Genomic DNA, 18,778 nt, shown 5'->3' with positions numbered 1-18,778 from the left:
GGGACGTCGCACCCGCGCCGGCCATACCGGCGGCGACTGACGGCGCGCGCGCCTCTGTTTACAGATCTTCCGAACCGAGCAGCATCTCGCTGATGCCCTTGCCCGCCTGGACCATCGGCCAGACGTTTTCGGTGGGATCCGTTTGGAAATCCATGAATACCGTACGATCCTTCAGGCGCAACGCCTCGCGCAGTGCCGGCTCGACGTCCGACGACTTCTCGATGCGCATGCCCACATGACCGTAGGCCTCGGCGAGCTTCACGAAGTCAGGCAGCGCATCCATGTACGAACTGGAGTAACGCTTGCTGTATTCGATCTGCTGCCACTGGCGAACCATGCCCAGATAGCGGTTGTTGAGCGACAGAATCTTGATCGGCGTGCGGTATTGCAGGCACGTCGAGAGTTCCTGAATGCACATCTGGATCGAGCCTTCGCCGGTAATACACGCGACTTCGGCATCCGGGTGCGCCATCTTCACGCCCATGGCGGCCGGCAGGCCGAAGCCCATCGTGCCCAGACCGCCCGAGTTGATCCAGCGGCGCGGCTTGTTGAAGCGATAGTATTGCGCGGCCCACATCTGGTGCTGACCGACGTCCGAGCACACGAAGGCATCGCCATCGGTGAGCTTCCAGTACGTCTCGACCACATGCTGCGGCTTGATGATTTCGCTTTGACGATCGAACGCGAGGCAATCGCGCGAGCGCCATTCCTCGATCTGCTTCCACCAGCCGGCCAGTGCCTCGGTGTCCGGGCCATGTTCGGCCGTTTGCAGATTCTCGATCATTTCGCGCAGCACTTCCTTCACGTCGCCGACGATCGGAATATCGACCTTCACACGCTTGGAAATCGACGACGGGTCGATATCGACGTGAATGATCTTGCGCGCACGCTCGGAAAAGTGCTCCGGATTACCGATCACGCGGTCGTCGAAGCGCGCACCGATGGCGATGAGCACGTCGCAGTGCTGCATGGCCATGTTGGCTTCGTACGTGCCGTGCATGCCAAGCATGCCGAGGAACTTGGGATCGCTCGCACGATATCCGCCCAGGCCCATGAGCGTGTTGGTCACCGGATAGCCGAGCAGGTCGCAGAACTGGTTCAGTTCCTTCGATGCGTCGGCCAGAATGATGCCGCCGCCGGCGTAGATATAGGGGCGCTTGGCGGAGAGCAGCAGGCTCATCGCCTTGCGGATCTGACCCGAGTGGCCCTTCGTGACCGGGTTATACGAGCGCAGCGATACCGACTTCGGATACTCGAAGCGGCAGCGCGCCTTGGACACATCCTTCGGAATATCGACCAGCACCGGGCCCGGACGGCCCGTCTTGGCGATGTAGAAGGCTTTCTTGATGGTGGAGGCGAGATCGCGCACGTCCTTCACGAGGAAGTTGTGCTTGACGCACGGGCGCGTGATGCCAACCGTGTCGCATTCCTGGAAGGCGTCCTGGCCGATCGCGGCCGTAGGCACCTGGCCGGTAATGATGACGAGCGGGATCGAATCCATATACGCCGTGGCAATGCCGGTGACCGCATTGGTCACGCCGGGGCCAGACGTCACGAGGCACACGCCGACTTTGTCGGTGGAACGCGAATAAGCGTCTGCCGCATGCACGGCCGCCTGCTCATGGCGCACCAGAATGTGCTGGATCTTGTCCTGCTTGTAGAGTTCGTCGTAGATGTAGAGAACCGAACCGCCGGGATAACCCCACAGATGTTCGACCCCTTCTTCCTGAAGCGAGCGCACGAGAATCTCGGCGCCAATCATGTCTTCGGAAGTGTTTTGATGGCGTGTAGCTTCCGCCTCGGAGAATTCCGCGCTTGGCATGTTCATCGTCGACCTTTCAAAGTTTCGGCAAAAATTTTGATCGGGTGCTCTCCCCGCGAACTTGTGGTCCGGGCTCAAGCTGCGCGTCTTAATGATGGACACCCCGGATAGGCGTGCCGATATTGAGACAATCACAGATATTGCGAACTGGCAACCTTACCGGTTTGCAGCAAAATGGTCAAGTGGGTTTATGCATTTGCAGCATGATCGCGAAGTTGGGCGCACAGAATTTCCCGCATCGCACGCCGAGCCGCCCCACGCTGGTGCAAAATCCTTACACGGTAGGAACCTGGCGAACCCGGCGTCGTCGTAACGTGACACAACCGGAAGCAAAAGCGGTTACAGCGAAGCGCGTTTTTGGTAGCATCCGCTCCGACTACGCGAACTTTACGTGATCTTTACGCTTACACGGCATTTCACAGGCGCAGCGGCTAACGCTGCGTGTACCCCACCGGATGGCATCTGACAAGGAACTGGCGGATTTTCTCGCGGGCATTGAACGGCGCGCCTTCAAGCAGGCCGTCTATGCTGTTCGCGACGACGAGGCCGCCCTCGATATCGTTCAGGATGCGATGATCCGCTTGGCCGAGAAGTACGGCGACAAGCCGCCGGCCGACCTACCGCTGCTGTTCACGCGCATCCTCCAGAACACGATCCACGACTATTTTCGTCGGCAAAAGGTGCGCAACACCTGGGTCACACTATTTTCGAATCTCGCCGGCCCCGGCGACGACGAACGCGATGATTTCGACCCGTTGGAAACCTTGCTGGGCGAGGACGGGTCAGTGCAGACCGAGAGCAGCGAAGATTCTGTTTCGCGGGCCGAAATTCTCTCCATCATCGAGACGGAAATACAGAAACTACCGGCACGTCAACGAGAAGCCTTCCTCATGCGTTACTGGGAGGACATGGACGTTGCCGAGACTGCCGCCACGATGGGGTGTTCGGAGGGCAGCGTCAAGACGCACTGTTCGCGTGCTACACACGCGTTGGCGCAGGCGTTGAAGGTAAAAGGGATCAGGTTATGAGTCACGATCTGGAAACGAGGGAAATCCGCTTCGCAAATCGCGTGCGGCGTGCATTGGACCAAGCGTCCGACACGCCGTCGCCGAATATTGCGGCCCGGCTGGCCGCCGCTCGCCAGGAGGCGCTTACCCGTAAAAAGCCGGAACCGGTCGCCGTTGTGCAACCGGCGCTGGTGCTCGCGGGTGTGGGTGCCGTGCAGTCGCCGGAGATCGGCGGGCCGCGGCGCGCGCTCGACAAGCTGGGCCTGTTGTGGCCGCTCGCCGCGCTGGTGATCGGTTTGGCGGGTATCGCGTACTGGGAACATCAGCAGCACATTCAGGATCTCGCGGATATCGATGCTGCCGTATTGAGTGACGAACTGCCGCTGTCGGCCTATGCCGATCACGGTTTCAACGCGTATCTGAAGCGTGCCCAGTAGTTCCCTCATTCAAGACCGCCCCGTGACGCGACGCAACGTACTTCTTCTGGTCGCCGCGCTAATCGTGGCCGCGCTTGCCGGCACGGCAGCGCTGCGCCACTCGCAGACCCCGGAACCGGTGTCCGACGTGCCGCCGCTCATCTCCGGCACGTCGGCGCCCGGCGCCGCCAGCCCGGCCAGTGCACCGGTCGGCAGTCTCACGACGGGCGCCGTAGCGCCGGGCAGCGCCCCGGCCGCCGCACTCCCGTCGCCCGGCGGTCTCTGGAGCAAGCTCACACCGAGCCAGCAGGAAGCCCTCGCCCCGCTCGCGCAGGACTGGAATCGCATGAACGAGCGCCAGCGCGACAAGTGGATCGAGATCGCCAAGCGCTTTCACACGCTCTCGCCCGAAGGCCGCAAACGTCTGCATGACCGTATGGCCGACTGGGTGCGCCTGACGCCCGAGCAGCGCAAACTGGCACGCGAAAGCTATCAGAACGCCAAGACCCTGCCGCCCGAGCGCAAGGCCCAGGTATGGCAGCAGTACCAACAGCTCACGGAAGAGCAGAAGAAGCGCCTTGCTGCCGACGACAAGAAGCAGGCCAACCATCCCAACGTGGTCAGTGCGCCGCCATCGGGCCGCACCGGCGTGAAGAATCCGTATGCCGCCGTGCATCGCAAGGACAACGTCACCGCGGCCAAGAACGGCGCGTTGCCGAGCCCGGCGCCTTCTACCGCATCCGCCCCGGCGGCCGCGCAACCGATGCCCGTCTCCCCGGCACCGTCGACGACGGCATCGGCGCCAGCGGGTGCCAGCACTGGGGCCGCGAACGGCGACACGGCCTTCAACTCCGAGATCTACCACCACAACTGACGCACGCCAACTGACCCACGCCGTCAGCCAGCGTCTTGCCACCACGGCCGCCTTCGGGCGGCCGTTTGCATTCCCGACGCCGAAGGGGCAGACGCACCTGACTGGCCCCTCGGCACGTTCTTCCGCATAATGAGCGGCAGATGGCTCGACAGGCCCGCCGCATGATGTGCCGCGCGGGCACATTGACACATTGACGGCATCGGCGCGACGCCGGGCACCCGACAAAGAGATTCCAGACCACATCGCGATGACCGACTCAGCCACCCAGCCCGCCACGCCGCCGCGCTCGTCCGACGCCGCCACATCGCCGCGCACGCCCGCCGGTGCAGCGCCAGACGGCTACGCAGTGCCAACGCTGCGACGCCGCCTGCTCTCCATGGTCTACGAATCCCTGCTGCTCTTCGGCGTGCTCTTTCTCGCCGGATACCTTTTCAGCGCCCTGACCCAACAGCGCAGCGGCCTGATGTATCGCCACGCAATGCAAATCTGGTTGTTCCTTGTACTTGGCGCGTACTTCGTCTGGTTCTGGACCCACGGCGGCCAGACGCTGGCGATGAAGACCTGGAAGATACGTCTGGTCGACACACAGGGCCAACCGGTGCGCACCGGCCGCGCCGTCCTGCGATACATGCTCGCCTGGTTGTGGGTACTGCCTGCCATGGCGCTTGACTGGGCGCTCGGGTTCACGGGCTGGGGCAGTGTCGCGTTGCTCGCCGGCTGGGTCGTGCTGTGGGCGCTGGCCATGCGCGTGATGCCGGGTCACCAGTTCGTTCACGACCGGCTCGCCGGCACGCGTCTCGTCAGCGTGCTCGGCAAATGAATACGCCGACACCGGCCAACCTCCCTGTGCAGCGCGCGTCACGCCCTCATCTGATCTACGGCGGCATCGAGGTCGCGCTGTCCATCGTCGTCGCCATCGCGACCTGGGTCACGTGGCACAGTCCCTGGACAACCGTGCTGTGGACCATCCTGTGGCTGCCGGTCTCGCACGCTATCGGCCTGGCCGCCGGCTTCATCATGGCCGCGCACGGCGACCCGACGCCCGAACGGCGCACACCGGCCGGCACGAATACCGCCGTGTGGGCATACGAATGTGCGGCGTCGATTCTGCTGCTCGACCTCTACCAACCTTGGTGCAGCGCCGCCCCATTGCCTTCTCCCAACGGCCCGGCACGCCCTGTCGCGGTACTGTTGTTGCACGGCTATGGCTGCAATCGCGCGTTCTGGCTGCGTTTTTCGCGCCATCTGGCGGATGCCGGCTATCACTGCGACGCCGTCAATCTCGGCCCGATGTTCGGCAGCATCGACGACTACGCCGCCAGCATCGCAAACGCCGCGCAAGCGCTTGCCGAACGCACTCGGCTGCCCGTCGTCATCGTGGGTCACAGCATGGGAGGAATCGCGGCGCGCGCCTGCCTGCAACACTATCCGACCTTGCCCGTCGCGCACACCATCACGCTCGGCTCCCCGCATTTCGGCACCTTGCACGCGCGCCGCGGCATTGGCCAGAACGTTCGCCAGATGAGCATCGGCAGCGAGTGGCTCGTGGCGCTCGCGAACCGCGAGACAGACGCGGCACGCGCTCGCATCACGTCGATCTACACGCTCCACGACAACGTTGTTTATCCCACTCGCACCTCGGTGCTGCCCGGCGCCCGCAACATCGCGCTGGACCGGCTCGGACATGTATCGCTAGGCACGCACCCGCGTTCGCGCGCGCTCGTGCTCGAAACACTCGAGCGCGTAGCGCAAGGACTGCGGCGCAACGTCTGAATCGGGCGTCGTCAGCGCGCGAGGCTGGCCGGCGGTGTCGCATCGCCGCGACGTCTCAAGACACTTTCGCGACACGAGCGTGACTGTCATCGTCCCTTCACGAAGTCATGGCGCAATGCACGCATGTTCAACGCGACGTGCGAGCCGCTATGACGACGACACCCACCTTCGAGTTGCCGATCTCAACACCTGCGGCTCGCGCCGGTCACTTTGCAGACACCCCGCCGGGCCGCCCCACCGCCCCGCCCGCCCCCCCTCCCGCCACGCCGCCCGGCACGATCGATCTGCCGCCCGATACCCCCGATCCGCTCGACCCGCCACCCGAAGGCATCACCCGCTACCGCACGATCTGGCTCTCGGACATTCACCTCGGCACGCAAGGCTGCCAGGCGGAATACCTGCTCGACTTCCTGCGCCACCACGAGTCCGACTACCTGTATCTGGTCGGCGACATCATCGACGGTTGGCATCTGCGTAAAGGCTGGCACTGGCCGCAGGCACACAACGATGTCGTGCAGAAGATGCTGCGGCGCGCGCGCAAGGGCACGCAGGTGATCTACGTCCCCGGCAATCACGACGAGGCGGCACGCCAGTTCTGCGGGCTGGCGTTCGGTGACATTGCGGTGCGCGACGAGGCGTTTCACACCACGCTCTCGGGCAAACGCCTGTGGATCACACACGGCGATCTGTTCGACGGCGTCATTCAGCACGCCAAGTGGCTCGCGTATCTGGGCGACTCGCTCTACACGCTCACGCTGCTGCTCAATCGCTGGTTCAATCGCGTGCGCACGCGCTTCGGCTTCCCGTACTGGTCGCTGTCGCAGTACCTGAAGCATCAAGTGAAAAACGCCGTGAACTTCATCTCCGCCTTCGAAAATGTCATGGCCGACGAGGCACGGCGGCGCGGTTGCGACGGCGTCGTGTGCGGTCACATCCACAAACCCGAGATTCGCGAGATCGACGGCCTGCTCTACTGTAACGACGGCGACTGGGTCGAGAGTCTTTCCGCACTCGTCGAGACGACCGAAGGCGAACTTCGCATCGTCCACTGGACGCAAAAGCGCCGTGTGCGAGCCGGCGTGAAAGCCACGCCGGTCAGCGCCTGACCGGACTATACGGGCATTGTCTGCTCCCCCCACCCCGTGATCGCGGCAATTCAAGCGAGACCGGGTCGATAACCCTGTTCGCACACACGGCACAGCATTGCCGCGCGTGCGCCCCCCGCACGCGCGGCTGCGCGTGTGTCACCGATGCGCACCATGTGCGCGAAGGAGCGCCCGATGAAAATCATGATCATCACCGACGCCTGGGATCCGCAAATCAACGGCGTGGTTCGCACGTTGAAGAACACGCGCGCTCAGTTGGAAGCCGCCGGCCATCGCGTCGAGCTGCTCACGCCTCAGGAATTCCGCACGATACCGTGCCCGACCTATCCGGAAATCCGCCTTGCGTTCTTCGCCGGCGGCCGTGTGTCGCGCCGCATCGAGGAATTCGGCCCGGACGCCCTTCACATCGCCACCGAAGGCCCGCTCGGCATGGCCGCACGCAAATGGGCAATACGGAACGACTTCCCGTTCACCACGGCGTACCACACGCGCTTTCCCGAGTATGTGCAGGCGCGTTTCGGCTTTCCGCTGAACACGACCTATCGCTTTTTGCGCTGGTTTCACAAGCCGTCGCGTGCCGTGATGGCGCCGACGCCAGTGGTCAAGCGCGATCTCGAAGCAAACGGCTTCCGGAATGTGGTGCTGTGGACGCGCGGCGTCGACCTCGACATCTTCCGTGTGCAGGACGCACATGTGCTAAATTCAGCACATCCGATTTTCCTCTACGTGGGACGCGTTGCCGTGGAGAAGAACATCGAAGCCTTCCTGAAGCTGGATCTGCCGGGCTCGAAGTGGGTCGCGGGCGAAGGGCCGCAACTGGCCGAACTCCGTTCGCGCTACCCTGACGTGAATTACCTCGGCATGCTCTCCCAGCCCGAGCTGGCAAAGGTCTATGCGTCGGCCGACGTATTTGTCTTCCCGAGCCGCACCGATACTTTTGGTCTCGTGCTGCTCGAAGCGATGGCCTGCGGCCTGCCGGTGGCGGCCTACCCGGTGACCGGCCCGATCGACGTGCTCGACGGCTGCCCCGAAGGCAACGCCGGCGCACTGCGGGAGGATTTGCGCGAGGCTTGCCTCGACGCGCTGAAAGTCTCGCGCACAAGCGCACGGGCCTGGGCCGAGCGGTTCTCGTGGCAGGCAGCTTCCGAAGAGTTCGTCTCGCATCTGCATCCGCGCAAGCCCGAGCCGTCGCTCGCGCCCGCGATCTGACCCACCTCCAGAGCCCGTTGCGGCGAGGAACCTGACGCTTGTTCATCGACCACCCGCCGCCACGCGACAAACAGCCGAATCCGTACAAGGGCAACCGGGGCGTCATGCGCGCCTGGCGCGCCCTGAAGTACTCCTTGTCCGGCTTCAAGTTCGCCGTGTTCGAAGAGAGCGCTTTCCGGCAGGAACTGGCGCTCGCCGCCATCCTCCTGCCAGCGGCGATCTTCCTGCATGTCACCGCCGTCGAGCGCGTACTGCTCATCGGTTCGGTTCTGCTCGTGCTCATCATCGAACTGGTCAATTCCAGCATCGAGGCCGCCATCGACCGCATTTCGCTCGAACGGCACGAACTCTCCAAGCGCGCGAAGGATTTCGGAAGTGCGGCGGTCCTCGTCGCACTTGGATTTTGCCTGCTCACCTGGGTCTCGCTCGCCGGGCCCGTCATCGTCGATCTGGTACGTACGGCGCTTTTCTGATATCGCTTCGAGCCCCCTCTCCTATGCTTGGCAGTACGCGGCTGCCGGGTATAATCGGTCGCCGTATACCTGATACTCAACTGATAAACGCAAGCGGAGAACATCCTTCGCCGAGCTTGCCGCTAACCGGGGCCGACAGACATGGAAGCAAAGCCGCCACGCCGAACCCGCGAACGAATTCTTGAAGTGTCGCTACGACTCTTCAATGAAATCGGTGAACCGAATGTAACGACCACCACGATTGCCGAGGAGATGAAAATCAGCCCCGGCAATCTGTACTATCATTTCCGCAACAAAGACGACATCATCAACAGCATCTTTGCGCAGTTCGAACAGGAAATCGAACGGCGACTGCGGCTGCCTGACGATCACAAGCCGGACCTGGACGAAGTCGGAACGTACCTCCAGTACATGTCCGAATTTCTGTGGCGTTTCCGTTTTCTTTATCGCGACCTGAACGATCTACTCGCGCGCAATCGCACGCTTGAGACACACTTCAAGCAGATCGTGGGCCACAAACGGCGTTTCGCACGCGAGATGTGCGACCTGCTTGTGGCCGATGGGGAAATGGAGATCACGCCGGAGCAGATCGACGTGGTAACCACCAACATGGTGGTGCTTTCCACGTACTGGCTTTCCTATCAATTCGTGATGAACCCGCGCAAATACAACGATCCGGAAGAAATCGGCGCCGGGCTGCATCAGGCAAGCTATCACATCCTCTCGCAAATGGCGCCCTACCTGAAGGGCCATGCGCGGGAGATGTACGATGAAATGGCGCGCAAGGCGTCAGCATCCAACGGAGCGCAGTAAAGTATGTCGTCGGAAGTCAAATCCATTTGTATCTATTGCGGCGCCGCCACGGGCGTGCGTCCCGCGTATGCCGAGGCCGCGCGTGAGCTGGGCCGTCGCATGGCCGAAGCAGGCATTCGCCTCGTATACGGCGGCGGCAAGGTCGGGCTGATGGGCATCATCGCCGACGCCGTGCTGGCCCATGGCGGTCAGGTCGTCGGCATCATTCCGAAAGCACTGATGGAAAAGGAAGTCGGCCACACCGGGCTAACGCAGTTGCACGTCGTCGAGAACATGCACCAGCGCAAGCAGATGATGGCCGACCTGTCGGATGCCTTCATCGCCATGCCCGGTGGCATCGGCACATGCGAAGAGCTGTTCGAAGTCTTCACGTGGCTGCAAATCGGCTACCACGCGAAGCCGATCGGTCTGCTCAACGTCGAGCAGTATTACGACCCGCTGATGGTGTTCCTCCAATCGATGGTGACGGAACAGTTCCTCAAGGACGCGCAGCTCGATCAGTTGCAAGTCGCCGCGTCGCCCGAGACGCTGCTCGAAACAATGCGACACTTCAAGCCGTCGCAAGTCGATCGCTGGGCGCATCAGCGTACGCAGATCTGAGCGTATCGGCGTGATCGCTGCGCGGCGGCACCTCCGCTGCGTAGCGCCAGCATTCGCTTCTCCCGGCCATTATCCAGTCGTTATCCAGCCATTGTGGCCTGCCACACCGGGGCATCGCGCACAGCGTGCCGTCGCCTCGCCATTGAACTCCTTCGGTGCACAGCACTCAGACATCCGTTGCGTGCGGGTAATTCACTCACGCCACCGCCTCACGCCCGCCTGGGTCAACACATTCCTCGACGAGCAACCTGCCCATGATGTTAAAGATGCTTCGCCCGATGCGGCTGCTGCGTTCACGCTGGCTACGCCCGCATGCCGACCTGCTGCTGCGCCGTAGCTTGTGGCAGCCCACGCCGCGTGGCGTGGCCATCGGACTGGCGTGCGGCGTATTTTTCGGAATTCTGATTCCGTTTGGTCAGATGCTGGTGGCCATTCTCGCGGCGGCTTTGCTGCGCGGGAATCTCTTCGTCGCGGCTGCCGGCACGCTGGTGACCAATCCGCTGACGGCGCCTTTCGTCTACCTGGGGGCGCATCGTCTGGGCCGCTGGATGTTCGATTGGCCGCCACAGGCGGAGATCGAGGCAACGGTGGCGGCCGCCGCGCGGGCCAGCGAGAGCCTCTGGTCCCAATTGAAGAATTTCGACTTCGGCACCGCGACGCTGTATCTGGCGGCAGGCCTCACCGCCTGTGCCGTCGTCGGCGGTCTGCTCGCTTACGTCATCGGATACTACGCGATCCAATGGCGGCAACGCCGCCGGGCCTGAGCGCAACGCCGGCCGTCGTCAGAACGACGAACCCGGCTCCTTCAGAAAAGCGATTTCCTCCGGCGTCGAGGCACGCCCCAATGCCGCATTGCGATGCGGATAGCGTCCGAAACGCTCGATAACGACCGCGTGTTTGCGCGCGTAATCGAGGTTATCGACCAGCCCCGACACCTTCGCCAGTTGCTCGTACAACGCCAGCGAGAGATGCTGACTCTCCAGTGATTCGTCGTGTTCGAACGGCAGATAAACGAATACGCGATGCTGCGCGGTTGGCAAACGCTGATCGCCACCGGCCTCTACCAAACGACGCGCGACGGCTAACGCGAGTGCATCGCCCGCAAACGCTTTCGCCTGATGCCGGAACAAATTGCGGGAGAACTGATCGAGCACCACGATCAACGCGCAGGCACCGATCGGCGTTTGCGCCCAGCCCGCCAACTCCCCGGCGAGCGCCTGAGCATGCAGCGCACCAAAGCGGGTACGTATCTCTTCATCGAACGTCTCCGATTTACGAAACCACTCCGGGCGCGACAGGCCGTATTCCGGAGAATCCGGGGTGCCGAACCAGAAATCGAGCACGGCTTGCCAGGGTTGCGCTTGCGAGGAAATGTCTGCTGCCGGAGTCGCCATCGATAGTCCTGATGCGGGGGAAGAACAGGAGGGGATGGCTCGCATGATGCCAGACTCAGGCGAACGCCAACACCACCCGGCGCGTGCGTGAGGTCTTCTTCTCGATCTTGGCCACGCGTAACGCACCAATCTCCGCCGTGTTGGCCACATGCGTGCCACCGCAAGGTTGCAGATCGACCCCCTCGATACGCACCAGGCGCACGCGTCCCAGCCCCACCGGCGGCTTCACGCTCATCGTGCGCACCAGCTCGGGACGCGCAGCCATCTCCTCGTCGCTGATGCTGTCGATGGCCACCGGCCGTGCCGCCGCCACCAACGCTGCCAATCCCGCTTCGACCGTCTCGCGTTCGATCGGCTCGTTCGTGACGAAGTCGAGTCGCGCGTACTCCGTCGTAATGCTGCACCCGTCGACCGGGTGCGGCAGCACGGCGCACATCAGATGCGACGCCGTATGAAAACGCATATGACGGAAGCGCCGCTCCCAGTCGATTTCGGCACGCACGGCGTCGCCAACGGACACCCGCGCCAACAAGTCCTCCTGCCCCTCGGCGGGCACATGCACCGCGTCGTCCGGCGTCGCACCGTCTTGCTTCGACTTACGCGTGTCGGCAATGGTCAGTCTTGTGCCATCCGCAAGGACGAAGCCCCCTGCATCTCCCGCTTGCCCGCCGCCCAGCGGATAGAACACGGTGCGATCGAGCATGATGCCCGTCTCGTCGATATGCGTGATGCGCGCCTCGCACTGACGCAGATAGGCGTCTTGTCGAAAGAGGGCTTCGGTAGTCATGGGGCGTCTCCTTATTTAACGTTGTATGGTCGCGCGAACTGCGCATACATGACAAGGGACAATCCGGCGCCGAAGCGCCAGTACGGTCGTTGCGTGCTGACGGGCATGTCTTCGTTGTAGCGGACACCGCTGATGACACCGCCAGGCGAAGGTTTCACGGCATCGGCCCAACGTCGTCAAATTGGGCATACGCGGAGCGCGTGACACCCCATTTTTCCCAATGTGTTGACGTATAGAGGGCGGACGACATTGTCGTCCACGATTCGAAAGAGACGGTTATGGCGTCGACCATAACATTCGTCAGAGCACCACCTGCGTGGTGCTTGTCAATCCGAAACGATGCAAACCGGAAAGCCACCCTCATGCACTCCACGCGACACTCCCCCCCGCCCTCTCGTGGCGGCGTCACCGGGCCTGCGCACTCAGCGCCCATCGACACGGCCACCCTGCGCTATCAGGAAGCGCGCGACGCCTACAACGCCGCCGATTACGAAGCGGCTCTCCATCGGCTCTATCCACTCCTCAAGGAACGTCCGCTGGACATCAGTGTGAACAAGCTGGTCGGCTACGCGCACTTCGCGCGAGAGGAATACGCGCTCGCCATCGCGCCACTCGGCACAGTGTCGATGTTCACGCCCGACGACCCTCAACCCACGCTGATTTGCGCCCAGTGTCTGGCGAAGCTGGGCGACGCTGCGCTCGCACGCGACCTGGCCTTGCACGCCCTCGAGACCTCCCGGGAAAACGCGGCCTATGCCGACGTCGGCGCCGACGCCGAACGCTTTCTCGCCACGATCTAACGCCAACTCATCTCCGGGAGATTCTCATGACGATAGGTAATGCTTCGTCCTCCATTCAGCCCGCTCACGTCCCTCAAGTCTCCTACACCGCGAACGCGGGTGGGAGCGCCCAGGTGCAAATCACCATGCCGGAAGCGCCCAAGGATCTGATGGCGGGGCGTTGGGAAGAGTTTCAGAGCACCGTTCAAACGCATCGCGGCGCTCGCAACGCCGCCCTCATCGGCCATGTCGTCAACGTCATCGCCAAGACCACGGCGCTGAGCGTTTCCGCCGCCACGATGGAACACGACTGGAAAGAGTATGTCGATATTCCGCTTCATGCCATTTCCGCCTTCGTACAGCTTGCGAACCTGATCCTCGCTGCCAAGAAGTACAACGACTCGCCCGACATTCCGGGCACTGAGATTCGTGATACGAACATCTTCCAGGCACTAGGCCAGTGGCAAGGTGTCAACTTACTGCGAGAGTACGGTGGAGTGCTGAATATGGCAGCGACAAACGGCCCATTGGTGTTCGGCGCCGTGCACAACGGTGCCGCGCCATTGCTCGAATCGTTGGGCATAACCGTGCCCACATGGTTGAAGGACGCTGCGAACGAGGATGCCAGCACCGCCATCGTTGACGGTGTGGCGGCGGCCACCGACTTCGTGCAAAACCGCGTGTTGGGAACGGTCATCGATGGCCGTGAAAGGCGAGCGTCGATGGATAGGGTGGTGGCGGCAGAGGCCAGCGTGAACTTTGTCGTGCTGGAAGACAATCGCGATTACGTGCATATGGCGCCGCGTCCGGCGGTGGACTACGAACTGAATGGCGTGACGGTCATTCCGCGAGTGCCGAACGCGAGTGCGGCACAGCCGTCGGCTCACTCCAATAACGCAGACATCGCGGATACGGCGTCCCTGGCATCCGGCGACGATGACGAATTCTTCGACGCCGAATCCGACACGCATACACTCGTTTCGGAGACAGTGGGCGACGAGTTTCATGATGCGCTGGAGACCCTGTCGCAAGCGGAGAGTCCGCAACCGTAAGCCACGCGCGTGAGCATTGCGTTTCGGCACCCTGCTCACGCACGTCATCCCTCACAACGCCGTGACTCTCGTGTTCGGCGCCGGGAGGGCGAGTCCGCCCTTCCGGCACACTCCCATACGCCTTCACCTAATCGTCGGTTGACGCAGCCATGCGATTAACCGGCCCGGTTACGCATCCAATCGGCGGTTCCATGAAACGCCTGCATGAGCCGCTCCTGCAACGACGCCTCCACGCCAATGTCCTGCATGGCCCACGCCATGCAACGCAGCCATTGGTCGCGCTCGCTCGTCGCAATCGGGAACGGCAGATGGCGAGCGCGCAGCATGGGATGCCCGAATCGTTCGATGTAGTGATTGGGGCCGCCCAGCCACCCGCACAGGAACCAGAAGAGCTTATCGCGCGATCCGCCAAGCGCCTCTGGATGCAGGCTGCGAATGCCGGCGAATTCCGATTCCAGGTCCATCAAATCGTAGAAACGGTCGACAAGCTCGCGTACGCGATCCTCGCCGCCGAGTAGGGAAAAGGCCGTCGGTTGCGCAGGCGTATCCTGCGTGTCGTCTGCCTGAGAGGTTTGAGGGGTGTTTTCGGTCGTCATGACCGCTATTGTGCCCGAGGCCCACAACGTCTGCCATCGTCGGCCATCCGTCTGGACGCGGCACAATGCCGCGCCCCCCGCAGGCGTCAGACTTCGCGCAGCGTGCGTAGCGCCGACTGACGCAGCACGGCTCTCAGGCCACTCCATCCGCCGACCAGCGCACACAGCACGCCGGCGCCGACACCCAGCACCGGCAGCCACGGATTGAAGTTCAGCGCGAACTCGAAGACGTAACGCGCCAGTGCCCAGCCGAGCGCACCGGCCCCCAGCGCGGCCAGCAGTCCGGCCAGCGCGCCAACCGTTACCAACTCTGCCAGATGCACGTCGCGCAGTTGCCGCGACGATGCCCCCAGCGCGCGCAGAATACCGCTCTCGCGCATCCGTTCGTCGCGCGTGCCGGCAAGCGCGGCGTACAAGACCAGCACGCCTGCGGCGAGCGTGAAGAAGAAAAGCGCCTGCACCGCATCGATCACTTGCGACAGAATCTGTTGAATCTGTGCGAGCAACGCGCCTGTGTCGATCACCGTCACATTGGGGAAATCGCGCACCAACGCGTCGGCCACGTGTTGCTGCTTCGGTTCGAGATGGAACGAGGTGATCCAGGTCATCGGGAAATCGCGCAGCGCGGCGGGCGGCATCACCACGAAGAAATTCACGCGCATCGAGCCCCAGTCCAGCTTGCGCAGGCTTGTGATCGGCGCGTCGATGGTCTGCCCCGTGACTTCGAAGCGAAGCGTATCGCCGAGCTTCAGACCCAGCGTCTTCGCGATGCCTTCTTCCATCGAAATCTGCGGCGTCGTTGCGTCGCCGTACCACTGCCCGGCCGTCACGCGATTTCCGTCGGGCAGCTCCGCCATGTACGACAGGTTGAACTCGCGCTCGGCCAGACGCCGCGCTCGCTCTTCCGTGTAGCGCTCGCCCGTCACCGGTTTGCCGTTGATGGCGGTCAAACGCGCGCGAATCATCGGGGAGAGTTGCACATCGGGTAGCCCCGCCGCGCGCAGTTGCGAGAGCACCGGTGCGTCCTGTCCGGGCTGGATATCGATGACGAAGCGGTTCGGCGCATCCGGCGGACTCGACTGACGCCAGCCCGCGACCAGATCGTTTCGCGTGACGGCAAGCAGCAGCAGCGCCATCAGCCCAAGCCCGAGCGCCACCACCTGCAAGGCGCTGCCGAGGCCACGACGGCGCAGGCCCGCCACCGCATAGCGCCATCCGATACCACCCATCGCCCCGCCGGCGGCACTCGGGCGCCGTGCCCAGGCCGCCAGCACGCGAATGGCAAGCCATGCGAGCACGCCGAACACGACCGCACCGGCGACGAAACCACCGGCCACCATCGCGCCGAGGCGCAGGTCTCGTGCGGCGAACAGCAGCAGTGCGCCGAAGGCGAGTGCGCTCGCGCCATACGCCAGCCATCCTTGCCGGCGGGCGCCCACCACCACGTCGCGACGCAACACGTGCAGCGGTGCGACCTCCGACAGCGGGAGCAACGGCGGCAAAGCGAATCCCAGCAACATGACCAGCGCACTCGTCAGGCCGAAAAACGCCGGACGCCACGTCGGCGCGGGCAGCCCCGCCGGTATCACGTCACCCAACTGGGCCAGCAGCACCCAATGCGCCGCATAGCCAAGCGCGACGCCCAACACGCCGCCGATCAGACCCAGTCCGATGAATTCAATCGTCACCATGCCGCGCAAGGCCCGGCGCGACAGTCCCAGACAACGCATCACGGCACAAGCGTCGAGATGGCGTTCGCTGTAACGACGCGAGGCGATGCCCACAGCCACCGCCGCCAGCACGGCAGCGAGCAATGCGACCAGCGACAGGAATCGTTCTGCGCGATCGAGCGTCTGACGCACCTGCGGCTGCCCTTCTTCCAGCGATTCGAGATGTACGCCACGCGCCTGTTCGGCCGCCGGACGTGCCCACGCCGCGAACTTGCCGACCTGAGCATCTGTTCCCGCCAACAACAGGCGATAAGTGATGCGGCTGCCGAACTGCACGAGGCCCGTCGACGGCAATTCGTCGAAGCGCATCATGACGCGCGGTGCCAGCGATCCGAAGCCATAGCCGCGATCCATCTCGCGCGTGATGACAGCCGCGACGCGCAAGGTCCGATTGCCCACACGAATGGACTCGCCGGGTTGGACATGCAGGGCGTCGAGCAATGCGGCATCGACCCAGACCGTGCCCGGCGCGGGAATACCGGCGGCGGGAGCATCCGGCGTGCCGCCGCCCGCATCAGGTGCGGTACGCACGCGCCCGCGCAAGGGATAACCGTCACTGACGGCCTTGAGCGACGACAGACGGCTCGCACCGACCTGTCCGCTTTGTGCAATGGCACTGGCCATGCTGGGGAAATTGGCGACGACGGCCGTCGCCAGCCCGTCGGCTTGCGCCTGACGGGTGAATTCGGGTGACAACGGAGCGTCGCTGCGAACGACGAGATCGGCGGCGAGCATCTGCCGCGCGTCACGCTCGAGCCCGACCTGCATCCGATCCGAGAGAAAACCTACGCTGGAGAGTGCGCCGACCGCCAGCAACAACGCCACGAGAAGCAGATGCAACTCGCCTGCGCGCCAGTCGCGCTGGAACATCCGCCATGCTTGGCGGGCAACCTCAGTGAACCCCATCGTTCCTCTATCCTTTGACCCGCGCCAGCAACGAGCGCCACCCGCGCCAGACGCGGGGCAGCCACCACCACGCCAGCACGACGAAGACCAGCAACATCACGAGAAAAACGGCGGGAAGGAAGAACGCAAGCGCCAGTCCGCCCACCGTGGAGATATCTTCGCCGGCTGAGGCCGCAACATTGGAGAAAGGTTCCGGCGACGTGTTGATTAGCGCGCGGCTACCCGCTTTGGCCAGATGCGCCGTTCCCGCCAGCGCACCGCCCGCCAGACCGGCCAGCACCGTGACCGTCGGGTCCATCTGCCCCAGCGCCGCCGCCCCCAGCACAATCCCCGCAGGAATGCGGATGAAGGTATGCACCGCGTCCCAGGCACTATCGACGAAGGGGATTTTGTCGGCAACGAACTCGATGACAGCCAGCACACCGGCCACGGCAATCACCCACGTCGACGTCAGCACCATCAGCGACGGCGGCAGATGCAACCAACCCAGACGTGCCGCCAGCCCCGCGCAGAACACCGTCAGGTACAACCGCAGACCACTGCCCCAAGACAGCCCTGCGCCCAGCGCAATCGATTCAAGCATGGTGACCTCGCTGCCGCCGACATGACGGCGTCGCACGATCACGCGCCTCAGACCGCCGACGCGATAACGGCCAACCGGCAACGCGCATTGCCGCCACGCCATCCGGACTGAAGTGACCGGCGCAGACCGGAGACGCTCCCTTGCCGCCGGACGGCCATCGAAAGGTAATTCGACCGCTACCGCGTCATTATGCCGCGCGTTGCGGCAACGCACCACCGGTGCCGGAAGTTGGGGGATATGGCCCGGTTCGAACCAAACCGGGCGTGCCCTCAGGCTGCCGTCAGCTTCAGTCCGACGAGACCCGCCAGAATCAATGTCACGCTGGCGATACGGGCCGCGGAGGCCGACTCCCCGAACAGCACGATGCCCAGGACAAACGCGCCGACGGCGCCGATGCCGGTCCAAATGGCATACGCGGTCCCCAATGGCAGTGAACGCACAGCGAGCGCGAGCAGCCAGACGCTGCCGACCATAGCGGCAATCGTGAAGACCGACGGCACAAGACGCGAAAAACCTTGCGTGTACTTCAGGCCAACGGCCCATGCCACTTCGAGTAAACCGGCAAAAACGAGAAGTATCCAGGCCACAACTGACTCCGATGAAAAAATCGGGGTCGTCCCCGGAAAAAAAGCGAGCCGATTGCCAGGCCGTCCTGGCAATGGGTTCCATCGGATGTCGAATGAAGTGGCGCAGCGCCGACGTCGCGAAACCGCAGCTTGGCACCTCACCGCAAGGGAGATCGCCAGACACGCCGGACGGAACACCGCGATTTTAACAAAGCCGGCATCATACGGCCGTAGGCCTCATCCATAACCGGGGCATTGAGCAGCGTGCTGCCAAGTCATGGGGCGGGCAAGC

General features: G+C 63.4%; 20 protein-coding genes. 13 read left to right on the top strand and 7 right to left on the bottom strand.

Annotated features, from left to right (window positions below):
• Window positions 1-58: 58 nt before the first annotated feature.
• Window positions 59-1,828: an acetolactate synthase 3 catalytic subunit gene (locus tag PHO31112_RS16680; RefSeq protein WP_150621508.1), complete on the bottom strand. Its 1,770-nt coding sequence runs from the start codon at window positions 1,826-1,828 to the stop codon at window positions 59-61.
• A 449-nt stretch (window positions 1,829-2,277) separates the two neighbouring features.
• Between PHO31112_RS16680 and PHO31112_RS16675 the strand changes: the two genes are divergently transcribed.
• The 11 genes from PHO31112_RS16675 to PHO31112_RS16625 all read left to right on the top strand — a co-directional run bounded on the left by PHO31112_RS16675 (window position 2,278) and on the right by PHO31112_RS16625 (window position 10,857).
• Window positions 2,278-2,850 (top strand): RNA polymerase sigma factor, encoded by a 573-nt coding sequence (locus PHO31112_RS16675; RefSeq protein WP_150621507.1) that lies wholly within the window; start codon window positions 2,278-2,280, stop codon window positions 2,848-2,850.
• Complete coding sequence (locus PHO31112_RS16670) at window positions 2,847-3,266, top strand: DUF3619 family protein (RefSeq protein WP_150621506.1); 420 nt, start codon at window positions 2,847-2,849, stop codon at window positions 3,264-3,266. The genes PHO31112_RS16675 and PHO31112_RS16670 overlap by 4 nt, the downstream gene beginning before the upstream one ends.
• 22 nt (window positions 3,267-3,288) lie before the next feature.
• Window positions 3,289-4,119: a DUF3106 domain-containing protein gene (locus PHO31112_RS16665; RefSeq protein WP_174995756.1), complete on the top strand. Its 831-nt coding sequence runs from the start codon at window positions 3,289-3,291 to the stop codon at window positions 4,117-4,119.
• Window positions 4,120-4,366: 247 nt separating this feature from the next.
• Window positions 4,367-4,939, top strand: a complete 573-nt coding sequence (locus PHO31112_RS16660; protein ID WP_150621504.1) for an RDD family protein — start codon at window positions 4,367-4,369, stop codon at window positions 4,937-4,939.
• A complete protein-coding gene (locus tag PHO31112_RS16655) occupies window positions 4,936-5,892 on the top strand; it encodes an esterase/lipase family protein (RefSeq protein WP_150621503.1) in 957 nt (318 codons plus the stop codon). Before PHO31112_RS16660 ends, PHO31112_RS16655 begins: the two co-directional genes overlap by 4 nt.
• A 149-nt stretch (window positions 5,893-6,041) precedes the next feature.
• The gene (locus PHO31112_RS16650; protein WP_425495209.1) at window positions 6,042-6,998 is read left to right on the top strand and encodes a UDP-2,3-diacylglucosamine diphosphatase; all 957 of its coding nucleotides are present in this window, start codon (window positions 6,042-6,044) and stop codon (window positions 6,996-6,998) included.
• A gap of 174 nt (window positions 6,999-7,172) precedes the next feature.
• Window positions 7,173-8,207, top strand: a complete 1,035-nt coding sequence (locus PHO31112_RS16645) for a glycosyltransferase family 4 protein (RefSeq protein ID WP_150621502.1) — start codon at window positions 7,173-7,175, stop codon at window positions 8,205-8,207.
• Window positions 8,208-8,245: 38 nt separating this feature from the next.
• Window positions 8,246-8,680 (top strand): diacylglycerol kinase, encoded by a 435-nt coding sequence (locus tag PHO31112_RS16640; RefSeq protein ID WP_150621501.1) that lies wholly within the window; start codon window positions 8,246-8,248, stop codon window positions 8,678-8,680.
• Between the two features lie 141 nt (window positions 8,681-8,821).
• Window positions 8,822-9,493, top strand: coding sequence for a TetR/AcrR family transcriptional regulator (locus PHO31112_RS16635; protein ID WP_150621500.1), 672 nt, complete (start codon window positions 8,822-8,824; stop codon window positions 9,491-9,493).
• Between the two features lie 3 nt (window positions 9,494-9,496).
• Window positions 9,497-10,093 (top strand): LOG family protein, encoded by a 597-nt coding sequence (locus tag PHO31112_RS16630; RefSeq protein WP_150621499.1) that lies wholly within the window; start codon window positions 9,497-9,499, stop codon window positions 10,091-10,093.
• A 254-nt stretch (window positions 10,094-10,347) separates the two neighbouring features.
• Window positions 10,348-10,857 (top strand): DUF2062 domain-containing protein, encoded by a 510-nt coding sequence (locus PHO31112_RS16625; RefSeq protein ID WP_150621498.1) that lies wholly within the window; start codon window positions 10,348-10,350, stop codon window positions 10,855-10,857.
• 18 nt (window positions 10,858-10,875) lie between these two features.
• Here PHO31112_RS16625 and PHO31112_RS16620 read toward each other — a convergent pair whose 3' ends face one another.
• Window positions 10,876-11,487 (bottom strand): DUF924 family protein, encoded by a 612-nt coding sequence (locus tag PHO31112_RS16620; protein WP_150621497.1) that lies wholly within the window; start codon window positions 11,485-11,487, stop codon window positions 10,876-10,878.
• 55 nt (window positions 11,488-11,542) lie between these two features.
• A complete protein-coding gene (locus PHO31112_RS16615) occupies window positions 11,543-12,274 on the bottom strand; it encodes an alanyl-tRNA editing protein (RefSeq protein WP_150621496.1) in 732 nt (243 codons plus the stop codon).
• Between the two features lie 362 nt (window positions 12,275-12,636).
• Between PHO31112_RS16615 and PHO31112_RS16610 the strand changes: the two genes are divergently transcribed.
• Window positions 12,637-13,074, top strand: coding sequence for a hypothetical protein (locus tag PHO31112_RS16610; RefSeq protein ID WP_150621495.1), 438 nt, complete (start codon window positions 12,637-12,639; stop codon window positions 13,072-13,074).
• Between the two features lie 26 nt (window positions 13,075-13,100).
• Entirely contained in the window at window positions 13,101-14,105 is a 1,005-nt protein-coding gene (locus tag PHO31112_RS16605; protein WP_150621494.1) for a hypothetical protein, read from the top strand.
• 155 nt (window positions 14,106-14,260) lie between these two features.
• On the opposite strand, the gene PHO31112_RS16600 is transcribed toward PHO31112_RS16605, so the two are convergent.
• The 4 genes from PHO31112_RS16600 to sugE all read right to left on the bottom strand — a co-directional run bounded on the left by PHO31112_RS16600 (window position 14,261) and on the right by sugE (window position 18,507).
• A complete protein-coding gene (locus tag PHO31112_RS16600) occupies window positions 14,261-14,701 on the bottom strand; it encodes a group II truncated hemoglobin (RefSeq protein ID WP_150621493.1) in 441 nt (146 codons plus the stop codon).
• 86 nt (window positions 14,702-14,787) lie between these two features.
• Window positions 14,788-17,337 carry an ABC transporter permease gene (locus PHO31112_RS16595; protein ID WP_246178302.1) on the bottom strand — a complete coding sequence of 850 codons (2,550 nt, stop codon included), beginning with the start codon at window positions 17,335-17,337 and terminating at the stop codon, window positions 14,788-14,790.
• A 7-nt stretch (window positions 17,338-17,344) separates the two neighbouring features.
• Window positions 17,345-17,920 (bottom strand): DUF4126 domain-containing protein, encoded by a 576-nt coding sequence (locus tag PHO31112_RS16590; RefSeq protein WP_150621492.1) that lies wholly within the window; start codon window positions 17,918-17,920, stop codon window positions 17,345-17,347.
• A gap of 269 nt (window positions 17,921-18,189) precedes the next feature.
• Window positions 18,190-18,507 carry a quaternary ammonium compound efflux SMR transporter SugE gene (gene sugE / locus PHO31112_RS16585; protein WP_010806580.1) on the bottom strand — a complete coding sequence of 106 codons (318 nt, stop codon included), beginning with the start codon at window positions 18,505-18,507 and terminating at the stop codon, window positions 18,190-18,192.
• Window positions 18,508-18,778: the final 271 nt, after the last annotated feature.

This window comes from Pandoraea horticolens (assembly GCF_902459555.1).
Lineage (GTDB): Bacteria > Pseudomonadota > Gammaproteobacteria > Burkholderiales > Burkholderiaceae > Pandoraea > Pandoraea horticolens.
Note: the sequence above shows the minus strand (reverse complement) of the source record. Positions and strands in the feature narration are given on the sequence as shown.

Coding starts and splice junctions, on each gene's coding strand:
- PHO31112_RS16680 (WP_150621508.1), bottom strand. CDS start 1,828: ATGAACATGCCAAGCGCGGAATTCTCCGAGGCGGAAGCTACACGCCAT.
- PHO31112_RS16675 (WP_150621507.1), top strand. CDS start 2,278: ATGGCATCTGACAAGGAACTGGCGGATTTTCTCGCGGGCATTGAACGG.
- PHO31112_RS16670 (WP_150621506.1), top strand. CDS start 2,847: ATGAGTCACGATCTGGAAACGAGGGAAATCCGCTTCGCAAATCGCGTG.
- PHO31112_RS16660 (WP_150621504.1), top strand. CDS start 4,367: ATGACCGACTCAGCCACCCAGCCCGCCACGCCGCCGCGCTCGTCCGAC.
- PHO31112_RS16655 (WP_150621503.1), top strand. CDS start 4,936: ATGAATACGCCGACACCGGCCAACCTCCCTGTGCAGCGCGCGTCACGC.
- PHO31112_RS16650 (WP_425495209.1), top strand. CDS start 6,042: ATGACGACGACACCCACCTTCGAGTTGCCGATCTCAACACCTGCGGCT.
- PHO31112_RS16645 (WP_150621502.1), top strand. CDS start 7,173: ATGAAAATCATGATCATCACCGACGCCTGGGATCCGCAAATCAACGGC.
- PHO31112_RS16635 (WP_150621500.1), top strand. CDS start 8,822: ATGGAAGCAAAGCCGCCACGCCGAACCCGCGAACGAATTCTTGAAGTG.
- PHO31112_RS16630 (WP_150621499.1), top strand. CDS start 9,497: ATGTCGTCGGAAGTCAAATCCATTTGTATCTATTGCGGCGCCGCCACG.
- PHO31112_RS16625 (WP_150621498.1), top strand. CDS start 10,348: ATGATGTTAAAGATGCTTCGCCCGATGCGGCTGCTGCGTTCACGCTGG.
- PHO31112_RS16620 (WP_150621497.1), bottom strand. CDS start 11,487: ATGGCGACTCCGGCAGCAGACATTTCCTCGCAAGCGCAACCCTGGCAA.
- PHO31112_RS16615 (WP_150621496.1), bottom strand. CDS start 12,274: ATGACTACCGAAGCCCTCTTTCGACAAGACGCCTATCTGCGTCAGTGC.
- PHO31112_RS16610 (WP_150621495.1), top strand. CDS start 12,637: ATGCACTCCACGCGACACTCCCCCCCGCCCTCTCGTGGCGGCGTCACC.
- PHO31112_RS16605 (WP_150621494.1), top strand. CDS start 13,101: ATGACGATAGGTAATGCTTCGTCCTCCATTCAGCCCGCTCACGTCCCT.
- PHO31112_RS16600 (WP_150621493.1), bottom strand. CDS start 14,701: ATGACGACCGAAAACACCCCTCAAACCTCTCAGGCAGACGACACGCAG.
- PHO31112_RS16595 (WP_246178302.1), bottom strand. CDS start 17,337: ATGGGGTTCACTGAGGTTGCCCGCCAAGCATGGCGGATGTTCCAGCGC.
- PHO31112_RS16590 (WP_150621492.1), bottom strand. CDS start 17,920: ATGCTTGAATCGATTGCGCTGGGCGCAGGGCTGTCTTGGGGCAGTGGT.